This is a genomic window from Croceifilum oryzae, from assembly GCF_030814315.1.
GTDB classification, from domain to species: Bacteria; Bacillota; Bacilli; order Thermoactinomycetales; family Thermoactinomycetaceae; genus Baia; species Baia oryzae.
Window position 1 is genome coordinate 12,637 of record NZ_JAUSUV010000008.1, and the last position, 20,044, is coordinate 32,680.

The following is a 20,044-nucleotide window of genomic DNA, read 5'->3' on the forward strand; positions in this document are numbered from 1 at the left end:
CATGGACTGGAAACAATGGATGAGAGAAGCATTGGAAAAGGCGGCTTCTATCTTTTCATTAAACTTAATCGGTACGCCGGTATTCGGTTGGCAGGATCGAACGATTGCTTGTCTTTCGTTGAAAGATGGAGTAAAGGTATGGTTGCGAGTTGTAACGGAGCAGAAGAAGTGGAAGGACGGGGATTTTTGGACTGGAAACGAAGAAGCAAACCAGATTACAGGAATCCGAAAACCTAACTTCCTTTATTCAACTGAATGGGAATGGGGAAGCGTTTGTGTTCGTGCCGAGGTACTTACTTGGATGGATGGAAAAATCTGTTCACCCACCTCTGAGTGTAGAACATATCTCGGTCTCTCTGATTCTTGGTGGCAAGAACTACGAGATTCCCTTCATTCTCTATCTCTATTGGAAACAAGTCGAGTGATACGCACCCAGGAAGAGATTGACTTACGATTATCGAATCGGTTTGGCAACGAATGTGATTTCACGATCCAGAAGTGGGGCGCCGCACATGGGGATCTACATTGGAATAATATGATGATTCCTTTTGCCATCCTAGACTGGGAAGGATGGGGACTAGCTCCGAAAGGGTATGATGCGGCTACTCTTTATGTATATAGCTTACTCGTTCCCGCTATAGCTCGCCGAGTATATAATTGGTTTCTAGAAGATCTCGATACACGAGAGGGTGTGGTTTCACAACTTATGGTAATCGACCGCCTTCTTCATCGTATGAAAAAGGGAGACCATCCGGATCTAGAGGAACCTTTACACATCCTTGCAGTATCATTGCTACAGAAAATGAGCCATTGGACCCACTCATCCTAACGTGAGATCCAATGGCTTTTTTTAGAATGACTTGAGCGTGGAACTTAAAACTTTCCATTCGTATTTTTCCATTCAGATTCTGGTGATATGAACTCAATGGTGTCCCAGTGCTCTACGATTTTTCCGTTATCAACTCGGAATAGATCATAAAACGAGGTGTGTTTCCCTCCAAAAGCTCCTTCGCTTACTGTTAATACAAAATTGCCTTGTCCAATAACCATATGCGTTTTATGGTACTCCATGGCAACTCCTTGTTCTGCCATCTCCTCTAATGCCTTCCCGAGACCGGAGAGCCCGTCCGCAATGGCTGGGTTGTGCTGGATATAATTCTCTCCATCAATATAAGAGGTAATCTTCGTAGGGTTTTGTCCCATTAATACATCTTGTACGAAGCTCTTAACAAGTTCTTTATTCTCTTCTGTCTTTTCGAGATCTGTGATTTCCGTTGCCCCATCTAACATAGTATGACCACTCGGAGTTTTTTCAACTTTCCCCTGTAGGTTATCCCAATGCTCTACGATTTGACCATTCTCAAAGCGGAAAATATCAAAACCAACTTTCAATCCAAAGAAGTTGTAATCAGTGTGCATAGCTACATAATTACCATCCTCCATAACCCTCTGAATATCCACTTTGGTTCCATTCTCTTTCAGATCACCCAAAGCACCTAGTAATACTTCTCTTCCATCAGGAAAGTCTAAGTTGTGTTGGATATATTGGGAAGAATGAATGTACTCCTGTATGGCAGTTGGGTTTCCGTTTTCAAGGCTTTGTAACACCGCAATTGCTTTATCTTTATTTGTTGTCATAGAAAAACGCTCCTTCAACACTTTGTTGTAACCAAATCGATTACTTGTAATTATGATAGTTACAATTATCTCATTTGTCAACACTCATAAAAACGATTTTCTATACTTTGCGCATATATGAAGGGAAAATGAACTTGTAATAGGAATCATTACAGTTGTGTTATAATGGTGCAATGAATAAAAGAAGGTGAAGGAAAGATGTCAATCAGTAGTCGCTTTGCTGTGGGAATTCACATATTAACTCTGATTAAAATGAATAAAAATGGAGTCAGCTCGTCCGAATTTTTAGCAGGAAGTGTAAACACGAATCCTGTGGTGATAAGGAAAATCATGGGGATGCTTAAAAATGCAGGTCTGGTAAAAGTAAGACCCGGTATTGCAGGAGCTGAATTAGCGAAGGATTTATCTGAAATTACCTTACTAGACGTTTATAAGGCAGTAAATGTGGTACAAGATAAAGAATTATTTAGCATACACGAAAATCCAAATCCTCAATGCCCCGTCGGTAGAAATATCCAACATACAATCGGTCCCATTTTTGAAATCGCCCAAACCGCATTGGAAAAAGCCCTTGGAAATGTAACCGTTGAAGATGTAGAAAGGGATATGATCGAAAGGGAAAAACTAAATAATAAAATGTTACGTAATGAATAAACAAATAAAAGATTAGAAGCTATTAGACCCACTCATCCTAACGTGAAATCTAATGGCTTTTTCCATTTTCAATGAATCAACCCCATTTTTTCATCTGCTAGAAAGTCCCTTTCATTTTAAAAAGGAATTCAAAAAACTGTGTATTTGATATCGATAGAAAAAGCGAACCCAGCTATTCGTCACCGTTTAGCTGGGTTCTTTGTATATCTCTATTTCGTTGTAAAGCCAAGTAGCATCTCACGAATGAGCTTCGCAGCTGTAATCGGAGTTTGCTCGGTTGGATCGTAGGCTGGGGCGACTTCTACTAGGTCTGCGCCTACAATCTTCAAGTCTGACTTCGCTATGGCATGGATGGAAGCCAATAGCTCTTTGGTTGTGATCCCGCCTGGTTCAGGGGTACCTGTGCCGGGCGCATGTGCTGGATCGAGAGCATCGATATCAATGGTCACATAGACTGGTCGACCTGCTAGTTCGGGTAGACAGGACTTTAGCGGCTCTAGCACGTCAAATGGGAAGAAGTGAATGCCTACTTCTTCTGTATAATCCACTTCTTCTCGGGTCATCGAACGAATTCCAAACTGGTATACGTTGGTTCCGCCGATTAACTCTGAGATTTTGCGAAGGGGGGTTGAGTGAGAGTACGGCTCTCCTTCATAGTCGGTGCGTAGGTCTGCGTGTCCATCGATATGGATGATGGCTAGATCCGGGTAACGTTTGTACACTTCTTGCACAACGGGCCATGTCACCAAGTGCTCGCCGCCCATCCCAAGAGGCATCTTTCCTGCATCGAGGACACGACTTACGAAGTCCGCGATCTGGGCGAGGCTCTTCTCGGGATTCCCGAAAGCGAGGGGAATGTCACCAGCATCGTAGTAAGCGATTTCAGTTAGTTCGCGACGTAGATAGTGGCTATATTCTTCGTGAACTAAAGAGGCTTCCCGGATGCGAGGAGGACCGAAGCGAGAACCAGGACGGAAGCTTACGGTCCAGTCCATCGGCATTCCGTATAGGACAGTGGTAGATTCTTCAAAGTTGTCTGTTGAACCGATAAATACATTTCCTGAGTACTTTTCTTCAAAACGCATGTGCCTACTTCTCCTCTTTCACCGTTAACTCACGTACAAACTGAGGAAGTTCGAACACAGTTTTATGAATCTCTGGACGATAGTATTTGGTATCTAGTGCCGGCAGTTCCTGTACATCTACAGCTAACGGATCATGTTTCTTCGATCCGATGGTAAAGCTCCAAAGTCCGGATGGATAGGTCGGGATGCTTGCTGTGTAAAGGCGAGTGATCGGGAAAGTAGCCGATAAATCAGCGAACACACGGCGAATGAGGTCACGGTTAAACCATGGGGATTCCGTTTGTGCGACCATGATTCCGTCTTCTTTTAGCGCCTCACGAATACCTTCATAGAAGCCTTTTTCAAACAATCCGACTGCTGGACCAACTGGCTCTGTGGAATCAACCATGATGACATCGTATTTATTTTTATTTTCGGCGATATGTTTGATTCCGTCTGCTACTTGGATATCAACACGAGCGTCTCCAAATAGACCACTTGCAATCTCTGGGAAGTACTTCTTAGAAGCCTCGATTACGCCGCCGTCGATTTCTGCTAGGACTGCTTTTTCGACAGAGGAGTGTTTTAAAATCTCACGAATCACTCCGCCATCTCCGCCGCCTACTACTAGCACGTTCTTCGGATTTGGGTGGGTATTCATCGCAATATGCGTGATCATCTCATGGTAAACAAACTCATCTATATCAGTCGTCATCACCATACCGTCTAGGACCAGCATATTCCCAAACTGTTCGGTTTCGATTACATCCAATGATTGAAAATCGGTTACCTCGTGGTGCAAGGTTTTATTGATTTTCGTCGTAATTCCGTGATTCGGAGTCTGCCGCTCCGTGTACCATAACTCCATTTGTGGCTTTTCCATATGTAATCCGTCCTTTCGTTGACAACAATCCTCAATAAGAATACCACAGAGGGGAAATGCACGTAAATAAAGGGAATGAGAAGGGAAAAAAGAGCCCTTTAAAAGGACTCTTTTTAGTATCTAATGTTACCTTAGAGAGACAGGTCTCATTACTGATCGACGAGTCTCATTACAAGTAAAAATGCATTTGTTTCACCAGCATTCGCACCTGATATGGTTTGAGTAGATCCTGAAACATTTATGATAGAGAATGTCTGCCCAGCAGTTAGATTCAAAAAATATTCTCCAAATATTTGCCAAACTCCAGTTAGTTCAGATGATGAATAATGAAATTCTCCCTGAGCAATACGAGTACCATTAATAGCTCCACACCATTGTAATGCATTGGCAGCCCCAGCACGCGCTGTAGTAACTTGAAAAGATACTCTATAGGCCCCTGGGACATTGATTGTTATATTAGGTGCAGCATATGGTGTATTGGCTGTACCAAACTTATCTACAAATGGTACAAAGGCATTATTATTAATTGCAAGATTGCTACCCGTAAAAACAACATATCGAAATGCATCAGAGATTGGTGGTCCCGTCGCCCCTTGGGGGCCTCTGCCGCCTTGGAAGCCTATTGGTCCTTGAGGGCCTCTGGTGCCTTGAGGGCCTATTGGTCCTTGAGGGCCTACGCCGCCTTGAGGGCCTCTTCCGCCTTGGGGACCTATGCCGCCTTGAGTCCCGGTGCCGCCTTGAGGGCCCTGAGGTCCTTGAGCCAATGGTCCTTGAGTCCCGGTGCCGCCTTGAGTCCCGGTACCGCCTTGAGGGCCCCTCCCTCCTTGAGGACCTATACCTCCTTGGGTGCCTATACCGCCTTGAGGACCCGTGCCGCCTTGAGTCCCAGTACCACCTTCAGTACCGATACCACCTTCAGTACCCGTACCGCCTTGAGTCCCGGTGCCGCCTTGAGTCCCGGTGCCACCTTCAGTACCCGTGCCACCTTCAGTACCCGCGCCACCTTCAGTACCCGTACCACCTTGAGTCCCAGTACCACCTTCAGTACCCGTGCCACCTTCAGTACCCGTGCCACCTTCAGTACCCGTGCCACCTTCAGTACCGATGCCGCCTTGTGGCCCAGTTCCACCTTCAGTACCCGTACCGCCTTCAGTACCCGTACCGCCTTCAGTACCGATACCACCTTGAGGTCCTATACCGCCTTGAGGTCCTGTCTCTCCAGTCGGTCCGGTGGCACCTGTAGGAGCATCTATCTGTACTAGGGCGGAACCAGGGGTCACCGAAATTTCTAACGTATCGGATAGAAAGTTTAGGGTATCTCCGAAGCCAAGTGGAATACTTCCGCTTGCACCTGAATTTCCTTGGACCTGGAATAAGAAATCACCTGTAGCAATTGTTCCAGTCGGACCTGTAGTGCCTTGAGGCCCCGTGAATCCTTGAGGTCCTGTTTCTCCAATCAATCCTTGCGGTCCTTGCGGTCCTTGCGGTCCTCCTAATGGTCCTACGGGTCCCGGTGGCCCTTGAGGCCCAGCTGGTCCCGTAGGAGCGTCTTCTCCATCTAACACATTTTCTAACTTCTGATTTAAAATCCATTCTTTCTTTGTGATGACATTAATCGTGTCGCGAACGCTCGCATTGAGTGTGAGTAATTCTGAGAGTGAGGGTTGAAAGGGTGTCGACACGCCAGGAAGAGTTCCCATAGCGTATTGGAGCTTTTCCCCCTCGGCATTAATAATATGACTTAGCCCTAATTCTTCTAACGCAATCGATGATAGTAATAAATTAATAGCATCATCTCTCGTAATGGAAATATTAGGTGAAATATTAGGGATATTGGCTTGAGACATGTTATACCTCCTTCCAAATAGTGTCCTCCGTATAAACAGGTCACATTATGGCGCATTGCCAATTCTCGTTACGGTTAAAAACGCATTTGTTTCATTAAGATTGGCACCTGATATCGTTTGAGTATTTCCTGCAGTATTTTGTACAGAGACTGTATTTCCAGCATTTAGAACCATAAGGTATTCTCCATATATTTCCACATTATTCGCTGCGGTAGCTGTAAATATATGAAACTCTCCCTGAGGAAGACGAACACCATTAATCGCTACAGTCCATTGGAGTAAACTAGTCGCACCTCGTGCTGTACTAACTGCAAAAGCGATATGATAGGTTCCCGGGACAGTGATTGTTATATTAGGTGCAGCATACGGTGTATTGGTTGTGCCAAAATTATCCGTGAATTGTACAAAAGCATTATTAGCAACTTGAATATTACCGCCAGTGACAACGACATATCGAACAGCGGTATTCACCTCTGATCCCGTCGGTCCAGTAACAGTCCCTACCGCTCCTTGAGGTCCGGTAAATCCTTGCGGTCCTTGCGGGCCTTGAGGCCCTTGAGGTCCTTGCGGTCCTTGAGACCCTAGGAGTCCTTGCGGTCCTTGAGGTCCTATAGACCCCTGAGGTCCGGTAAATCCTTGCGGTCCTTGCGGGCCTTGAGACCCTTGAGGTCCTTGCGGACCTAGTGGTCCTTGAGGTCCGGTAAATCCTTGCGGTCCTTGCGGGCCTTGCGGGCCTAGTGGTCCTTGAGGTCCGGTAAATCCTTGAGGGCCTAGTGGTCCTTGAGGGCCTAGTGGTCCTTGAGGGCCTAGTGGTCCCTGTGGTCCTATTGGTCCCTGTGGTCCTATTGGTCCCTGTGGTCCTATTGGTCCCTGTGGTCCTATTGGTCCCTGTGGTCCTATTGGACCTTGTGGTCCTATTGGTCCCTGTGGGCCTAGGGGTCCCTGTGGTCCTAGCGGTCCCTGTGGGCCTAGGGGTCCCTGTGGGCCTATTGGTCCCTGTGGGCCTAGGGGTCCCTGTGGGCCTATTGGTCCCTGTGGGCCTAGGGGTCCCTGTGGTCCTAGCGGTCCCTGTGGTCCGGTAGATCCTTGAGGGCCTTCAAATCCTTGCGGTCCTATTGGTCCCGTCGGACCGTTATCACCTGGAGGAACTTCTATTCTTACATCGGCTGAACCAGGGGTTACATTGATCTCCAGTGTATTGGATAGAACATTGAGTAAATCTCCGAAATCGAGTGGAGCAGTTCCGTCTGCTCCTGTATTCCCTTCAACCACAAATAAGAAATCACCTGTAGCAAAAGTTCCTGTCGGTCCTACTGGTCCTTCAAGTCCCGTACCTCCTTGAGGACCAGTGGCGCCTATCGACCCTTGAGGACCCTCGTTTCCTGGAGGTCCTCCAGATGGTCCTGTGGTCCCAAACGTTCCTTGAGGTCCCGTTGGTCCTCTCGCAACGTCTGCACCTAGCACATTTACTAATTTCTCGTTTAAAATCCATTCTTTCTTTCCGATTACATTAATCGTATCACGAACGCTGTTGTTAATAAGAAGTAGGTCACTAAGAGTGGGTTGAATGCCAGATGACACGCCAGGGAGAGTCCCCAGAACGTATTGGATTTTTTCGCCCTCGGCGTTAATGATATGGCTAAGTCCTAACTCTTCTAACGCAATCGATGACAGTAATAGATTCACTGCATCGTCTCTCGCAACAGTAATAGTAGGTGATATATTAGGGATATTTGCTTGAGACATGCTATACCTCCTTTCAAATGATCTATTATCCTCCGAGTCTCATTACACTTAAAAAGGCATTTGTTTCACTCCCATTTGCACCTGATATGGTTTGAGAGTTTCCTGAAGTATTTTGTACAGAAACTGTCTGCCCAGCAGTCATAGCCCTAACGTACTCTCCGTATACTTGAAGATTTCCGGAGCCGTCGGTTGTTTGTATATGAAATTCTCCCTGAGGAATACGAGTACTATTAATAGCTACAGTCCATTGGATTGGATTGGTCACGTTCGCCGCTGTAGTAACTTGAAAAGCGATTTTATATATTCCCGGGACATTAATGGTTATATTAGGTGCAGCATATGGCGTATTAGCTGAACCGAAATTATTTGCAAATTGTACAAAAGCATTATTAGCGACTGAAACAGCAGCTTGACGAACAACAACATATCGATAAGCAGTCGCAACTGGTGGTCCGGTCGGTCCGGTCGGTCCTGAGAATCCTTGCGGTCCTTGAAATCCTTGCGGTCCTATAAATCCTTGCGGTCCTAGGAATCCTTGCGGTCCTTGAAATCCTAGTGGTCCCGTAAATCCTTGGAATCCCGTAAATCCTTGCGGTCCCGTAAACCCTTGCGGGCCTATAAATCCTAGCGGTCCCGTAAATCCTTGCGGTCCCGTAAATCCTTGCGGTCCCGTAAATCCTTGCGGTCCCGTGTCCCCTTGGGGTCCCGTAAATCCTTGCGGTCCCGTAAATCCTTGCGGTCCTGTAAATCCTTGCGGTCCTGTAAATCCTTGCGGTCCTGTAAATCCTTGCGGTCCTGTAAATCCTTGCGGTCCCGTAAATCCTTGGGGTCCCGTAAATCCTTGAGGTCCTGTAAATCCTTGAGGTCCTGTTTCCCCTTGAGGTCCTGTAAATCCTTGCGGTCCCGTAAATCCTTGAGGTCCCGTAAATCCTTGCGGTCCCGTAAATCCTTGCGGTCCCGTAAATCCTTGGGGTCCCGTAAACCCTTGAGGTCCCGTAAATCCTTGCGGTCCTGTAAATCCTTGCGGTCCCGTAAATCCTTGAGGTCCCGTAAATCCTTGGGGTCCCGTAAACCCTTGAGGTCCTAGATCTCCCGTCGGTCCGTGTTCACCTGTAGGAAGCTCTAGCCTTACATTGGCAGAACCAGGTGTTACCGAGATTACCAGCGTATCGGATAGAAAGTTTAGGTTATCTCCGTAATTGACTGGAACACTTCCATCTGCACCTGAATTTCCTTGAACTTGGAATAAGAATCCACCTGTAGCAAAAGCGCCTGTCTCGCCTGTAGCTCCTTGAGGTCCTTGAAATCCTTGAGGTCCTAGTGGTCCTTCAGGTCCTGTGGGTCCCGTAGGTCCTGTAGGCCCCACTAGTCCTGTGGGTCCCGTAGGTCCCTCAAATCCCGTTGGTCCTCTCAAAACGTCTGTGGCTAACACATTTACTAACTTCTCGTTTAAAGTCCATTCTTTTTTTCCGATGACATTAATCGTGTCACGAACACTTTCATTGATCCTGAGTAGGTCGGTAATCGTGGCTTGAAAGGTGGTTGACACTCCAGGGAGAGTTCCGAGAACGTATTGGAGCTTTTCTCCCTCGGCGTTAATAATATGACTTAGACCTAGCTCTTCTAACGCAATCGATGATAGTAGCAAATTCACTGCATCGTCTAGCGTAACGGAAATATTAGGTGAAATATTAGGGATATTAGCTTGAGACATGTTATACCTCCTTCCAAATGATTCCTAATATTGGTATGCTTGACTACTATCATCTGAACTAATGCATTTATCCCAAATTTCATAGTTAGAATTACATTTAGGTGATTTTCTCTATTTAACCTAAGAAAGAGCCCTTTAAAAGAACTCATTTCTAGTTTGTTAAAATTAAAACGGTAGGCAACGTCATCCTTCATGACATCGTCTACCGTTTTAATTCTTACTATCTAGACTCATGATTCATCTCAAATTCCATAGATAATGGCTCTTTGGAATCAAAATAGGTATATTCTCCCTGTTACTTCCGCATAATACTCTCGCCGACATATGTACTCTAGGACATTGGTAGCGAGAGGGAGCGACAACTAGAATGGGAATCCAGGTAGAATCACCGCTTGAACAAACAAAAGTCTACAAATGGTATAAACGAAGCGCCCACTGGATAAAACGCGTATTCATCGGATTCGCGATTCTTTGTGTTGTTTTGTTCCTGTTTCTTTTATATCTACGCTCACAGCCCCTACCTCCCCCTGACATCTCAGCTACTACTTTCTTATATGATGATCAGGGAAATGTACTAGATCAGATGGATGCGGGAGAGCACCGCGAGAAAATATCGCTGGAACAAATCCCGAAGTATCTCGTGGATGCCACGTTAACAGCGGAAGATCGTGATTTTTTTGAGCACCACGGATTTTCCTTTCGCGGCATTACTCGTGCCCTTCTCGTAAATCTAAAGCAATTCCGCGTCGTTCAGGGAGCCAGCACTATCACACAACAATTAGCGAGAAATCTCTATCTCTCTCATGACCGGACTTGGTCCCGCAAGGCGAAGGAAGCGATGCTGACGACACAGCTTGAACTCCATTTTAATAAGAAAGAATTATTGGAGATGTACTTTAATGAAATCTATTATGGAAACGGTGCGTACGGGATTCAACGAGCGGCCCAGGAGTATTTCCGCAAGGATGCCAAAGACCTGAATCTAGCCGAATGCACCTTTTTAGCCGGTATTCCACGAGGACCATCGGTCTATTCACCGTATCAACATTTTCAGCGAGCCAAAGAGCGCCAACGGTCGATTATCGAGCAAATGTCCGGGATGAAGCTGATTACGAAGCAACAAGCGAAGGAAGCTTCGCAGTATACACTGGCTCTACAACCTCCGCTACCTAGCCAAAAGAGTAAAGCAAGCTATTTTCGGGATTATGTCATTCAGACGGCCGTAAACCAATTAGGTTTTGATGAGGAATTAGTGAGGCATGGTGGTTTGCGCATCTATACAACACTTAATAAGCAGATGCAGAAACAAGCAGAGGAATCCCTAGTGAGTCAGGTGGAACGAGTCCCTAACTTGCAAGGAGCACTCCTTTCTGTGGATGCACATACGGGAGCCATTAAAGCGATGGTGGGCGGGAAGAGTTATCAAGAATCACAATTTAACCGTGTGTTTGCCCGAAGACAACCCGGTTCTTCTTTTAAGCCGATCGTCTATTTAACCGCGCTAGAGAAAGGGATTCCCCCTACGCAGAAAGTGGTAAGTGCTCCTACTGCATTTACATACAATGGAGACACGTATACACCGGGTAATTTTCAAGATACCTATGCCCAGCGTCCGATCACGATGCGGGAAGCGATTGCTAAATCGGATAATATCTATGCGGTAACCACTCAGTTTCAGGTGGGAATCGATCAAGAGATCGAGACAGCACGAAAACTAGGCATCCAAAGCTCGCTGAATGCAACGCCTTCGTTAGCACTCGGAAGCTATGAAGTGACTCCGTATGAGATGACAGAAGCGTATACCACAATCGCGAGTAACGGTGATCATAAGCCTCTTACGGGTATCTCTAAAATCGTGGATTCGTTTGGACACGTTCTCTATCAAAATCAGCCTGAATCCAAGCAAGTATTTTCGCCTAGCTCTACCTATGTGCTTACTTCCCTGATGCGCAGCGTATTTGACACAGGTGGGACCGGTCATCGCGTGCAGCAAATGTTTGCTCATCCTGCCGCTGGGAAAACAGGTACCACGGACTGGGACGGCTGGTTAGTCGGGTATACACCTGATTTAGTGACCACTGTATGGGTCGGATTTGATCAAAACCAAAAGTTAAATCATAATCAAGCCAAAATCTCACAACATGTATGGGGACGCTTTATGGGTCTAGCGACTCTCGGGAAGCCGAGTAAAATCTTTGCTGTTCCAAGTGGCGTAAAAGCAGTATACATCGATGATGAGTCCGGAAAGTTAGCTCACCCGGACCAAAAAAATGCACGGCTTGAGTACTTCATGGCCGGCACGGAACCAACCGAGTACACGCAAGCACCAGAGAGCACGAATCCAGAGCCGTCTCTATGGGATCGTATTAAGAAATGGTGGTCTAATTAAAAAAAGACACAAAAAAAGCGAATCCGTTTTTTGTAACGGGGTCCGCTTTTTTTGTGTCCTAGCAAATGGTTCCGAAAACCATATTAAGTTTACTCTCTGAAGAATAGCTTGCGCAATATGTCACAAAAAAATGTCACATTCCGTTCACGAATTCGAAAGTGCATCTTTTAATTCGTCTGAGCTATTTTCCCACATCTCTTGATCATGATCGATAAATAGCGCTTTTAATGCTTCTTTCTCCACTTCACCTAATTCGCTTACCTTAATCCGGCGCTTTAAGGCATCATCCATTCGATTTACGTGGAAGGCGAGATTTTTCCAGCCTTTGCGAGTCTCATGGTTAATCACCATCGGGCAAGCTGTGACTCCTGCATAAAAGGTCCCATGCTCGTTTTGATCAATCGCAACCCAGACTACATAATAGGTCTTTCCCTCTGAAACTTCTGTTTCGTCAGCCGTAAACTTAATACCACGCTCAATCTTGCTCTTCGCATGAATAAGACCTAGATCAATTTTCGCTGTATCATGATCGATCAACACAGAAGACATGTTGCTTAGATTCAACGTACCTGTGTAATAGTCGCCATGCGTCGTCGCTTTGCGATTACTTAATATGTTAAATTGGTTCTTTGGTTTTTGATCCACCATCCATCAACCTCGCTTTATCATCTCGACACTATATTATCATTCCATTATAGAAAATAGTTATCGTTCAAACAATAACTTGCTCTTATTCACTAATCGATGCACAATCTTCTTCCACCTGAGCTGTTTCTTGTTTCAGTGGTAGCGATAGGTGAAATGTAGTCCCTTTCCCCATGCGGCTCTCCACTCGCATACAGCCTCCATGATCTTGAATGATTCGATGGCAGATCGCTAGACCCATCCCTGTTCCTTCATCCTTCGTCGTAAAAAAGGGTTCATATATTCTCGATATAAACTCTGGCTTAATCCCTGCACCTGTGTCTTGAATCTCAATCGATAAACGCTTATTTTTCACATACCACTTGAGATCCACTCGTCCTCTTTGTACTAGCGCATCTAAACCGTTTTGAATTAAATTGATGAGAACTTGCTTTAATTTCTCCGGGTCCGCCTCGATATAAATCGGGGTTTTCGGTGCTTCCATAACGAGTTCATGCCCCATTAGCATCACTTTGGGCTTGAGGAGGGAGCAAATATCTGAGATTAGCTGGTCCATATGGAAGTTTTGAAAGCGGGTAGGTCTGGATTCGCTTAGATTTAGAAATTGAGTCAGGAGATCGTTGATTCGGTCGATTTCTGGGAGGATGATCGATTCCCATTTCTTTACTTCGGTGGATTCGGCCGCGGATATCTGCACAAAGCCACGGATGGAGGTAAGTGGATTTCGAATCTCATGGGCTAAGCCAGCCGCTAACTGCCCCACTGCTGACAATTTCTCCATATGTCTCCGTTTCTCTTCTTCTTTATCCCGCATTCGTCTCTGCTCAATCGATAATCGCTTTTCTGCTAATCGAATCAGTTCACTCGCATTCGCTGATTCTGCTGGATAGGATGCGGTTCCTATGCAGTATTCGATATTCACTCGCTCGGTACAAACTTGGCCCATCACTTTATCGATAATCTCCACGCATCGTCGTAGATAATGATGATCCCCTGTCAAACCGATCGCAAACTGATCCCCATCATATCTGGCAATGTGTACACTTGTAGGCAATTGACTTTGAAACTGCCCCGCAACTTCGATCAAAATCTGATCTCCAAATTCCACACCCTCTCGTAAGTTCACTTGTTTAAAGTCAGCTAGATCGATACTTACTACATGGTAACTTTGTAGCGGTGACATTCTCTCCAAGCTACGAACCACCGCATCCTGAAACCCGCCCAGATTATAGAGTCCGGTTAGATAATCCCTGCGATATATCTCTTCAATCTCATCATTCATCTCTTGAATCTCAAGCTGAGAGGCGGTGAGCTGTTCGGCTATTTCGTTATTTTTTCGCCGTAGCTTCTTATTTTTATTATGTAGATAATAATAAATGAATATCGCGATGAAGCATCCCCAGAGAAGGGGTTCTAGTGAGATCGTTTCGTCCAATAAGCTATCTGTCATGGTTGCGCGCTCCTTTATGTTAGAAGAGAAAGTATGAGGTACGTTAGATTAGAAATCATTTCACCACAAAAACAAAAAACCCTGCTCGACGAGTCAGTCAGATCAGGGAATTTAGAAAAGATCATATAAAGTTTGCATGCACGGGCTAACCGAGATAATTGACTAGATGGTTATATCCCTTTACAGGACCTTGGTCTTTCTTTTGCTCTCCTTCAGCGGGTTGCATGATTGCCTTGTCCCACATTTGGTAGCCGTCTTCCACTCCTGCTGGCATTTGCTCTCGTTTGATCATCGTTACCTTTTGTGGATCTTCTACATACCCGTAACCTGCTGGTACAGCTTGTCCTTGCATCATAGCATGTTGTTGCTGTGGGTCGTTATATACTTGACCGAAGGGGCGGGAGCTAAAAACAGGTTGCTCGTTCAACAAAGTGTGAAGAACCGTTTCTTTCAGGATATTTTTGATCTCTTCACTACGGTAACCACTTTCTAAATTCTTAATCCACTGATATACCGGACCATCTTCTGGAGTAAAGGTAACGTTACGTTGAGTTGGAACATAGTCGCTTCTCGACTGGATCTGCTCTTTCAACATTCTACCATCGCAAATCGATTGCAACGGAAAATAATTGTTTCGCAGATATGATTGGATACAGTACTTAACTAGCATAGGAAACTGGCCCTTTGGAAGAATTTCATACCAGTAACGCACAAGACGATCTTTTTTACCTAAATATACACCAACTGTAATTGATGACATAATTTTAGCACCTCTCTAAATGGCATTAAAAAATTTTAAATTACTTGAATTAATAATAATGGTAGCAGTATCCAGTTAGATAAGTCAACAGGATACTTTGTCGAATCAGCTCGTATATTTGCGAAACTCAAAAAAAAATTCATTTACCGAGGTAATTTTCTTATCAGTTAACAAAGTAGTCGCCAATTATATCCCATAACTGGTAAAATAATATAATATTAGTTTGTGAGATCGGAACCTCTTTCATCTTCATAGAAACTTACGTGTCTTCCAATTCTTGCATATAGATCTGAGTTGATTTTGTGAATTTCTGATCATATTTGAAAGAATATTGTTTCTCCAAAACGAGTATGCGAAAATAATCCTATTCATAGATCGTTTGAACGAGCTAAGGGAGCTGAATCAATGAGTGCCAAGATTTTAGTAGTAGAAGACGAAAAACCGATTGCAGATATTTTAAAATTTAACCTTGAAAAAGAAGGATTTGAAGTAGAGTGTGTGCATGATGGATTAGATGCGATCTCGAAAGCAATCCAAACACCACCTGACCTCATGCTTCTAGACCTTATGCTACCTGGAGCGGACGGGATTGAAGTATGTAGGCAAATTCGCCAGCATTATCAATTTCCGATCATCATGCTAACGGCAAAAGACTCCGAGATTGATAAGGTCCTCGGGCTTGAGATCGGTGCGGATGACTATGTAACCAAGCCGTTTAGCAACCGAGAACTCCTAGCCAGAATTAAAGCAAATTTACGCCGCAATGTTTCTTCTTCCACTGGCTCCCATAAGATCATCGACCCTAAAGCGGTACAGGGGATTCAAATCGGCGAACTTCTCATCGATGCAAACACCTTCGTAGTAAAGAAGTCAACGAAGACAATCGATCTGACTCACCGGGAGTTTGAGTTATTGTTATTCCTGTCTAAGCATGTGAATCAAGTTCTGACTCGAGAACACCTCCTTCAGTCTGTCTGGGGATATGATTATTTCGGGGATGTACGGACGGTGGATGTTACGATCCGCAGGCTCCGTGAGAAAATCGAAGATGATCCCGGTGCACCTAAGTATATCATCACAAGGCGTGGTATTGGCTATACGTTGCGAGATCAGGACTCAAGCGGTAGATGAGGATGAGAAACTGGATCCAATCCGTGAGGCAGGGAAATGTTGCAGAGCGATGGTTCGCCTATGCAACCGGGCTACAGTGGAAGCTACTGGTCATCCTCGCACTCATCATCCTCGTAGCTCTACAAGTCATCTTCGTTAATTTCAGTGATCGCTTAGAAAAGCAATTACTCACCAATGTAACAAATGACTTAAACAGACAAAAGAACGTTATTTCCAAAGTAATTGAAGAAACAATCCACAATCGAAAAAAAGATGAAAATCCCAATGTGTTAAAAGACAAGATAAACGAGGATTTAGCACGAGTCGTCTTCCTCCAAACCAAAAACAATCAATTAATTAATGTGCAAATCCTGAACAATAACGGATTCATTGTAGCCGCCACAGGAGATGGGAAATCGAAAATTGGTTACAAAAACCCGTATGTTCATTCCCTTCCTTTTAATCAAGAGGAGATCAGACGAAGCCCTTCATCCAAAAGCCAAGATGTCTTGATGAAGGTATACTCTCTTGATATTACGAATCCAGACTTTGAGTTTGATCGGATTTATATGGAATACCCGCTTGATACGACCTACCAATTAATCCGTTCTATCATTAAAACACTGATCATCCAAACCTTCTACGCTATGATCATCGTAAGTATTTTAATCGTGATTATGACCCGGACGATTACAGTTCCTGTCAAGGAGATCAAAGAGCAGGCAACAGCAATGGCCGAAGGGGATTTTAACCGCCGAGTCGATGTGAGAAGCACCGACGAAATTGGGAAGCTTGCTAAGGCATTTAATCATTTGGCATCCCACTTACAGACTGCACTCACTCAGAAAGAGGAAGAAAAAGAGAAACTGGAAACCGTCCTCTCTGACATGAGTGATGGTGTGATTGCTACCAATCGGTCGGGAGCGATTATCGTGAAGAACGAGCGTTCCGAACAAATCTTAAATCGAGAGATTAAGTTGGGGGAAATGCTAAACAGTGTCCTTCCCTTGTCCGAGCCGGTTCAGTTCCCTATCACACAAGAGCTTCATAATTTGATCCAAGTTCAGCATGACGATCAAGATGATCCTCTCTATATCAAGCTAACGTTTACACCACTCAAACAGAAACGAAACAAGCCGACCGGAACGATCGTGGTCCTAAAAGATGTAACCGAAGAAGAGCGATTAGACAGGCAGCGAAAAGAGTTTGTGGCCAACGTTTCCCATGAGCTCCGCACCCCGCTTACTACGATTAAAAGCTATCTAGAAGCACTGGAAGATGGTGCGCTGGAGCAGCCTGAGCTCGCTGTGCGCTTTCTACAGGTATCGAGGACAGAGGCGGATCGCATGACGCGCTTAATTAATGATCTGCTACAGTTATCGAAACTCGATGCGAAACAGTCTCGCTTTGATAAGAAAATCATGTATTTAGAAGATGTCTTAGAAGATGTAGCAGATCGCTTCATTTTCCAATGTAAACAAAAAGAGATTAAGTTAACATTGCGCCACGCTGACGAAGAGCTACCTCGAATCTATGCTGATCGGGATAAGATGGATCAAGTATTGGACAACCTCCTATCCAACGCGGTGAAGTTTACACCCCAAGGAGGATCTGTCACGATTTCCAGCCGTTTACGTCCAGACGGCTTAATCGAAGTAGCGATAACGGATACAGGTATGGGTATCCCAAAGAAAGACCTCGAGCGAATTTTTGAACGCTTTTATCGGGTTGATAAAGCACGCGCACGTGAACAAGGTGGGACGGGTCTAGGGCTCGCAATCGTCCAAGAGATTATTAAGGCGCACGAAGGAATCGTTTGGATCGAGAGTAAAGAGCGAAAAGGAACTACCGTATTCTTTGCTCTACCCCCATTTGAAAGGAGGGTGCATTCATGAAAAAGCCATATTGGAAGAAATACAAGGAGCCGATCAAAACCACCCTCCTGATTTCACTTGTGATGTTAAGCATCTGGCAAACGGCCTTTTTCTGGCTGTCTAGTGCCTTTTCGACCGAGACAACTGAAAACAACTACCAAATGATTCCTAAGTTTGTCGGTGAAAAGGAATTTAACGAAAAAGAGACGTATCAATTATCCGCTCCACCGATTACCTATCTACACGATCAGTCTGTGATTCGCTTTCTACCTGCAATGTTATCCACCAGTGAAACGGGACCGAATTCGTATCAAAAATTGATTAAACAAATTTCACAAACTACCTTAGGAACTGCCCGATCCGTCGATCTAAATACAGAGGATTGGAAAAAGATATTGATGCAACCGGGTGTGGAGTTTCAATATCATAACGCCGTTCCTCTGGAGCAAGTAAGTTCCTTTTTCAACTGGAAATCTCCGCCCCCTAGCTTATCAGTCAGAGAAGTAGACAGGGTTTGGATCACGGCTCCAAATGAACAAGAGACTGCTGTGCTATATCTGATTTCCTCACGCTCCCAAGACCCTCAAGTTTATCTGGTAGACACAACCTTATCCAAAAGTGAGTTTTCCAAGCTGATACAAGGCGCAAAACCTCAAACCTTGTATCAAGCAACATCTAATTTTGATCCTAGTGCTTCAGGCCCCATTTTGCCAAAAGGAAGCCTATACTATTTACCGGATCAGCCCGTCAAGGCAGACAAAATCACGTATACGATTTCCAGTATCAAAATTGAAGACGTAAAAAAAGTACTCTTTGAAGATCCTAGATTGCAACCTTTAAAACCGCGAGAAGGCTGGGAAATTTATGCCCATGGAACGCGGCAAACGCTTTTCTATGACAAGATAAAAAATGAGATTCAATATAATAAACAATTGATTGAATCCGAAGACAACCTTCTAAAAGCAGAGCCAAAGGTGTTGGTAGGGAAGATGAATGATTTTCTAAAAAAACATTTTGGATGGACAGGCGATTTTCACCTCGAACACCTTTCCTCTGAGAACAGCGAAATGAAATTTAGGCAATTTGATAGCGGAATCCCTATCTATTGGAAAGGACAATCAGATCCTTTTCAACCCGACGTATCACCTGTGTTTATCCGTACAGAACCGTACATCTCCAACAGCAACATGGAGGATGCTAAATTATATCACCGCTCGCTCGATTTCTGGAAACCTGCTGATCGAAAAACACAGTCAGTTACTCTACCAGATAAGGAACTGTTAAAAAACACATTTAGGAAGATCAAGATCGATCTAGGCTCTATCAAACAGATTCAGTTGGTATATCTAGCAGATCAGGGAAATGCGAGTAATAAAAATACGGTTACCCTTATCCCTTACTGGAAAGTGGTCGTAATGGATAGTAGCCCTGGTTTCTCGGAACATACTTTCTATGTAGGGGAGGATGGTCAATGGATTGGCGGAAAGCAAAAACCATACTAATCATTGCCTTCCTCATTTTAGATATGTACCTCGGCTCTCTTCTCTATGCTAACTATCGGGAAAATGATTTGCGGGTAGCGAAAAGCACTCTATCCGACCGGCAAATTGAAGAGCTCGCTCAATTTTATGACATTAAGCTTTCTTACAAAAAGACAGAGGTACCCGATGAGATGGCCGTCTACACCGGCGTTACAACGAAGCTAGATAAGCTACTCGATTTATCTTGGAAGCCTGTAGGGGACGGTATCTATCAAAAAGAGCTATCTACTTCAATCGGAGTAGGAGAAACTCCAAGTGAAGTAAAAGCATTTCTACAAAAAGAAAGGTTGCCTTACTTGGCTGACTATAACTTTGACAAGATGGAAGGTACAAGTAGTAGTGAAATCATGATCTATCAGTCAAAAGATAAATTTCCTATCTTTAACGGAACCATTAAGCTTAAGTTTAATAGCAAAAAAGAAGTGAAATCCATTTCGTATGCTCACTATGAACTAAAAGAACCATTACCACAGTCGCATCGACCGAACCAGCTGAACAATGCGTTAGCTAGTTTGTTGCCGCAAATGAATAAAACAACTGTTCAATCTGCCGAGCTTGGGTATCAGCGCAACAAGTATAACAAAGACACTGATTCGATTATGATCCCGATCTGGCGGTTTAAGGTTGGAGGGAAGTTCTACTACATTGGTACAACTAGTTCTGATAGTATTAGTAACGTACAACCAGCTACCAGTAATTGAAAATCACTCTAATAAAAGGGTTAGGTAA

16 protein-coding genes are annotated in these 20,044 nt (G+C 44.5%); 7 read left to right on the top strand and 9 right to left on the bottom strand.

Annotated elements, in window-relative coordinates:
- The first annotated feature begins 1 nt into the window (after position 1).
- A complete protein-coding gene (locus J2Z48_RS09815; protein ID WP_307253090.1) occupies positions 2-829 on the top strand; it encodes a hypothetical protein in 828 nt (275 codons plus the stop codon).
- Between the two features lie 44 nt (positions 830-873).
- On the opposite strand, the gene J2Z48_RS09820 is transcribed toward J2Z48_RS09815, so the two are convergent.
- Positions 874-1,638, bottom strand: a complete 765-nt coding sequence (locus J2Z48_RS09820; RefSeq protein ID WP_307253092.1) for a nuclear transport factor 2 family protein — start codon at positions 1,636-1,638, stop codon at positions 874-876.
- A gap of 198 nt (positions 1,639-1,836) precedes the next feature.
- Here J2Z48_RS09820 and J2Z48_RS09825 point away from each other — a divergent pair, with 198 nt between their 5' ends.
- Positions 1,837-2,292: an Rrf2 family transcriptional regulator gene (locus tag J2Z48_RS09825; RefSeq protein WP_307253094.1), complete on the top strand. Its 456-nt coding sequence runs from the start codon at positions 1,837-1,839 to the stop codon at positions 2,290-2,292.
- 209 nt (positions 2,293-2,501) lie between these two features.
- Here the strand turns inward: J2Z48_RS09825 and speB are convergent, their stop codons facing one another.
- The 5 genes from speB to J2Z48_RS09850 all read right to left on the bottom strand — a co-directional run bounded on the left by speB (position 2,502) and on the right by J2Z48_RS09850 (position 9,546).
- Positions 2,502-3,377 carry an agmatinase gene (gene speB, locus J2Z48_RS09830; protein ID WP_307253095.1) on the bottom strand — a complete coding sequence of 292 codons (876 nt, stop codon included), beginning with the start codon at positions 3,375-3,377 and terminating at the stop codon, positions 2,502-2,504.
- A gap of 4 nt (positions 3,378-3,381) precedes the next feature.
- Positions 3,382-4,224 carry a polyamine aminopropyltransferase gene (speE, locus tag J2Z48_RS09835; RefSeq protein ID WP_307253384.1) on the bottom strand — a complete coding sequence of 281 codons (843 nt, stop codon included), beginning with the start codon at positions 4,222-4,224 and terminating at the stop codon, positions 3,382-3,384.
- Positions 4,225-4,388: 164 nt separating this feature from the next.
- Positions 4,389-6,086 (bottom strand): alpha-helical endospore appendage domain-containing protein, encoded by a 1,698-nt coding sequence (locus J2Z48_RS09840; RefSeq protein WP_307253099.1) that lies wholly within the window; start codon positions 6,084-6,086, stop codon positions 4,389-4,391.
- 45 nt (positions 6,087-6,131) lie between these two features.
- Positions 6,132-7,832 carry an alpha-helical endospore appendage domain-containing protein gene (locus tag J2Z48_RS09845; protein ID WP_307253101.1) on the bottom strand — a complete coding sequence of 567 codons (1,701 nt, stop codon included), beginning with the start codon at positions 7,830-7,832 and terminating at the stop codon, positions 6,132-6,134.
- A gap of 25 nt (positions 7,833-7,857) precedes the next feature.
- Positions 7,858-9,546: an alpha-helical endospore appendage domain-containing protein gene (locus tag J2Z48_RS09850; RefSeq protein WP_307253102.1), complete on the bottom strand. Its 1,689-nt coding sequence runs from the start codon at positions 9,544-9,546 to the stop codon at positions 7,858-7,860.
- Positions 9,547-9,913: 367 nt separating this feature from the next.
- On the opposite strand from J2Z48_RS09850, the gene J2Z48_RS09855 reads away from it, so the two are divergent.
- On the top strand, positions 9,914-11,935 hold the full coding sequence (locus J2Z48_RS09855) for a transglycosylase domain-containing protein (RefSeq protein ID WP_307253105.1): 2,022 nt from the start codon (positions 9,914-9,916) through the stop codon (positions 11,933-11,935).
- A gap of 144 nt (positions 11,936-12,079) precedes the next feature.
- Here J2Z48_RS09855 and J2Z48_RS09860 read toward each other — a convergent pair whose 3' ends face one another.
- The 3 genes from J2Z48_RS09860 to J2Z48_RS09870 all read right to left on the bottom strand — a co-directional run bounded on the left by J2Z48_RS09860 (position 12,080) and on the right by J2Z48_RS09870 (position 14,790).
- Positions 12,080-12,583 carry a YwhD family protein gene (locus J2Z48_RS09860; protein WP_307253107.1) on the bottom strand — a complete coding sequence of 168 codons (504 nt, stop codon included), beginning with the start codon at positions 12,581-12,583 and terminating at the stop codon, positions 12,080-12,082.
- Between the two features lie 82 nt (positions 12,584-12,665).
- A complete protein-coding gene (locus J2Z48_RS09865; RefSeq protein WP_307253108.1) occupies positions 12,666-14,030 on the bottom strand; it encodes an ATP-binding protein in 1,365 nt (454 codons plus the stop codon).
- Between the two features lie 145 nt (positions 14,031-14,175).
- Positions 14,176-14,790: a hypothetical protein gene (locus J2Z48_RS09870; RefSeq protein WP_307253109.1), complete on the bottom strand. Its 615-nt coding sequence runs from the start codon at positions 14,788-14,790 to the stop codon at positions 14,176-14,178.
- A 405-nt stretch (positions 14,791-15,195) separates the two neighbouring features.
- On the opposite strand from J2Z48_RS09870, the gene yycF reads away from it, so the two are divergent.
- The 4 genes from yycF to J2Z48_RS09890 are packed head-to-tail and all read left to right on the top strand — an operon-like array spanning position 15,196 to position 20,016.
- Complete coding sequence (yycF, locus tag J2Z48_RS09875; RefSeq protein WP_307253111.1) at positions 15,196-15,921, top strand: response regulator YycF; 726 nt, start codon at positions 15,196-15,198, stop codon at positions 15,919-15,921.
- A 2-nt stretch (positions 15,922-15,923) separates the two neighbouring features.
- Positions 15,924-17,795, top strand: coding sequence for an ATP-binding protein (locus tag J2Z48_RS09880; RefSeq protein WP_307253113.1), 1,872 nt, complete (start codon positions 15,924-15,926; stop codon positions 17,793-17,795).
- The gene (locus J2Z48_RS09885; protein WP_307253115.1) at positions 17,792-19,276 is read left to right on the top strand and encodes a two-component system activity regulator YycH; all 1,485 of its coding nucleotides are present in this window, start codon (positions 17,792-17,794) and stop codon (positions 19,274-19,276) included. Before J2Z48_RS09880 ends, J2Z48_RS09885 begins: the two co-directional genes overlap by 4 nt.
- Entirely contained in the window at positions 19,246-20,016 is a 771-nt protein-coding gene (locus tag J2Z48_RS09890; protein WP_307253117.1) for a two-component system regulatory protein YycI, read from the top strand. The genes J2Z48_RS09885 and J2Z48_RS09890 overlap by 31 nt, the downstream gene beginning before the upstream one ends.
- Positions 20,017-20,044: the final 28 nt, after the last annotated feature.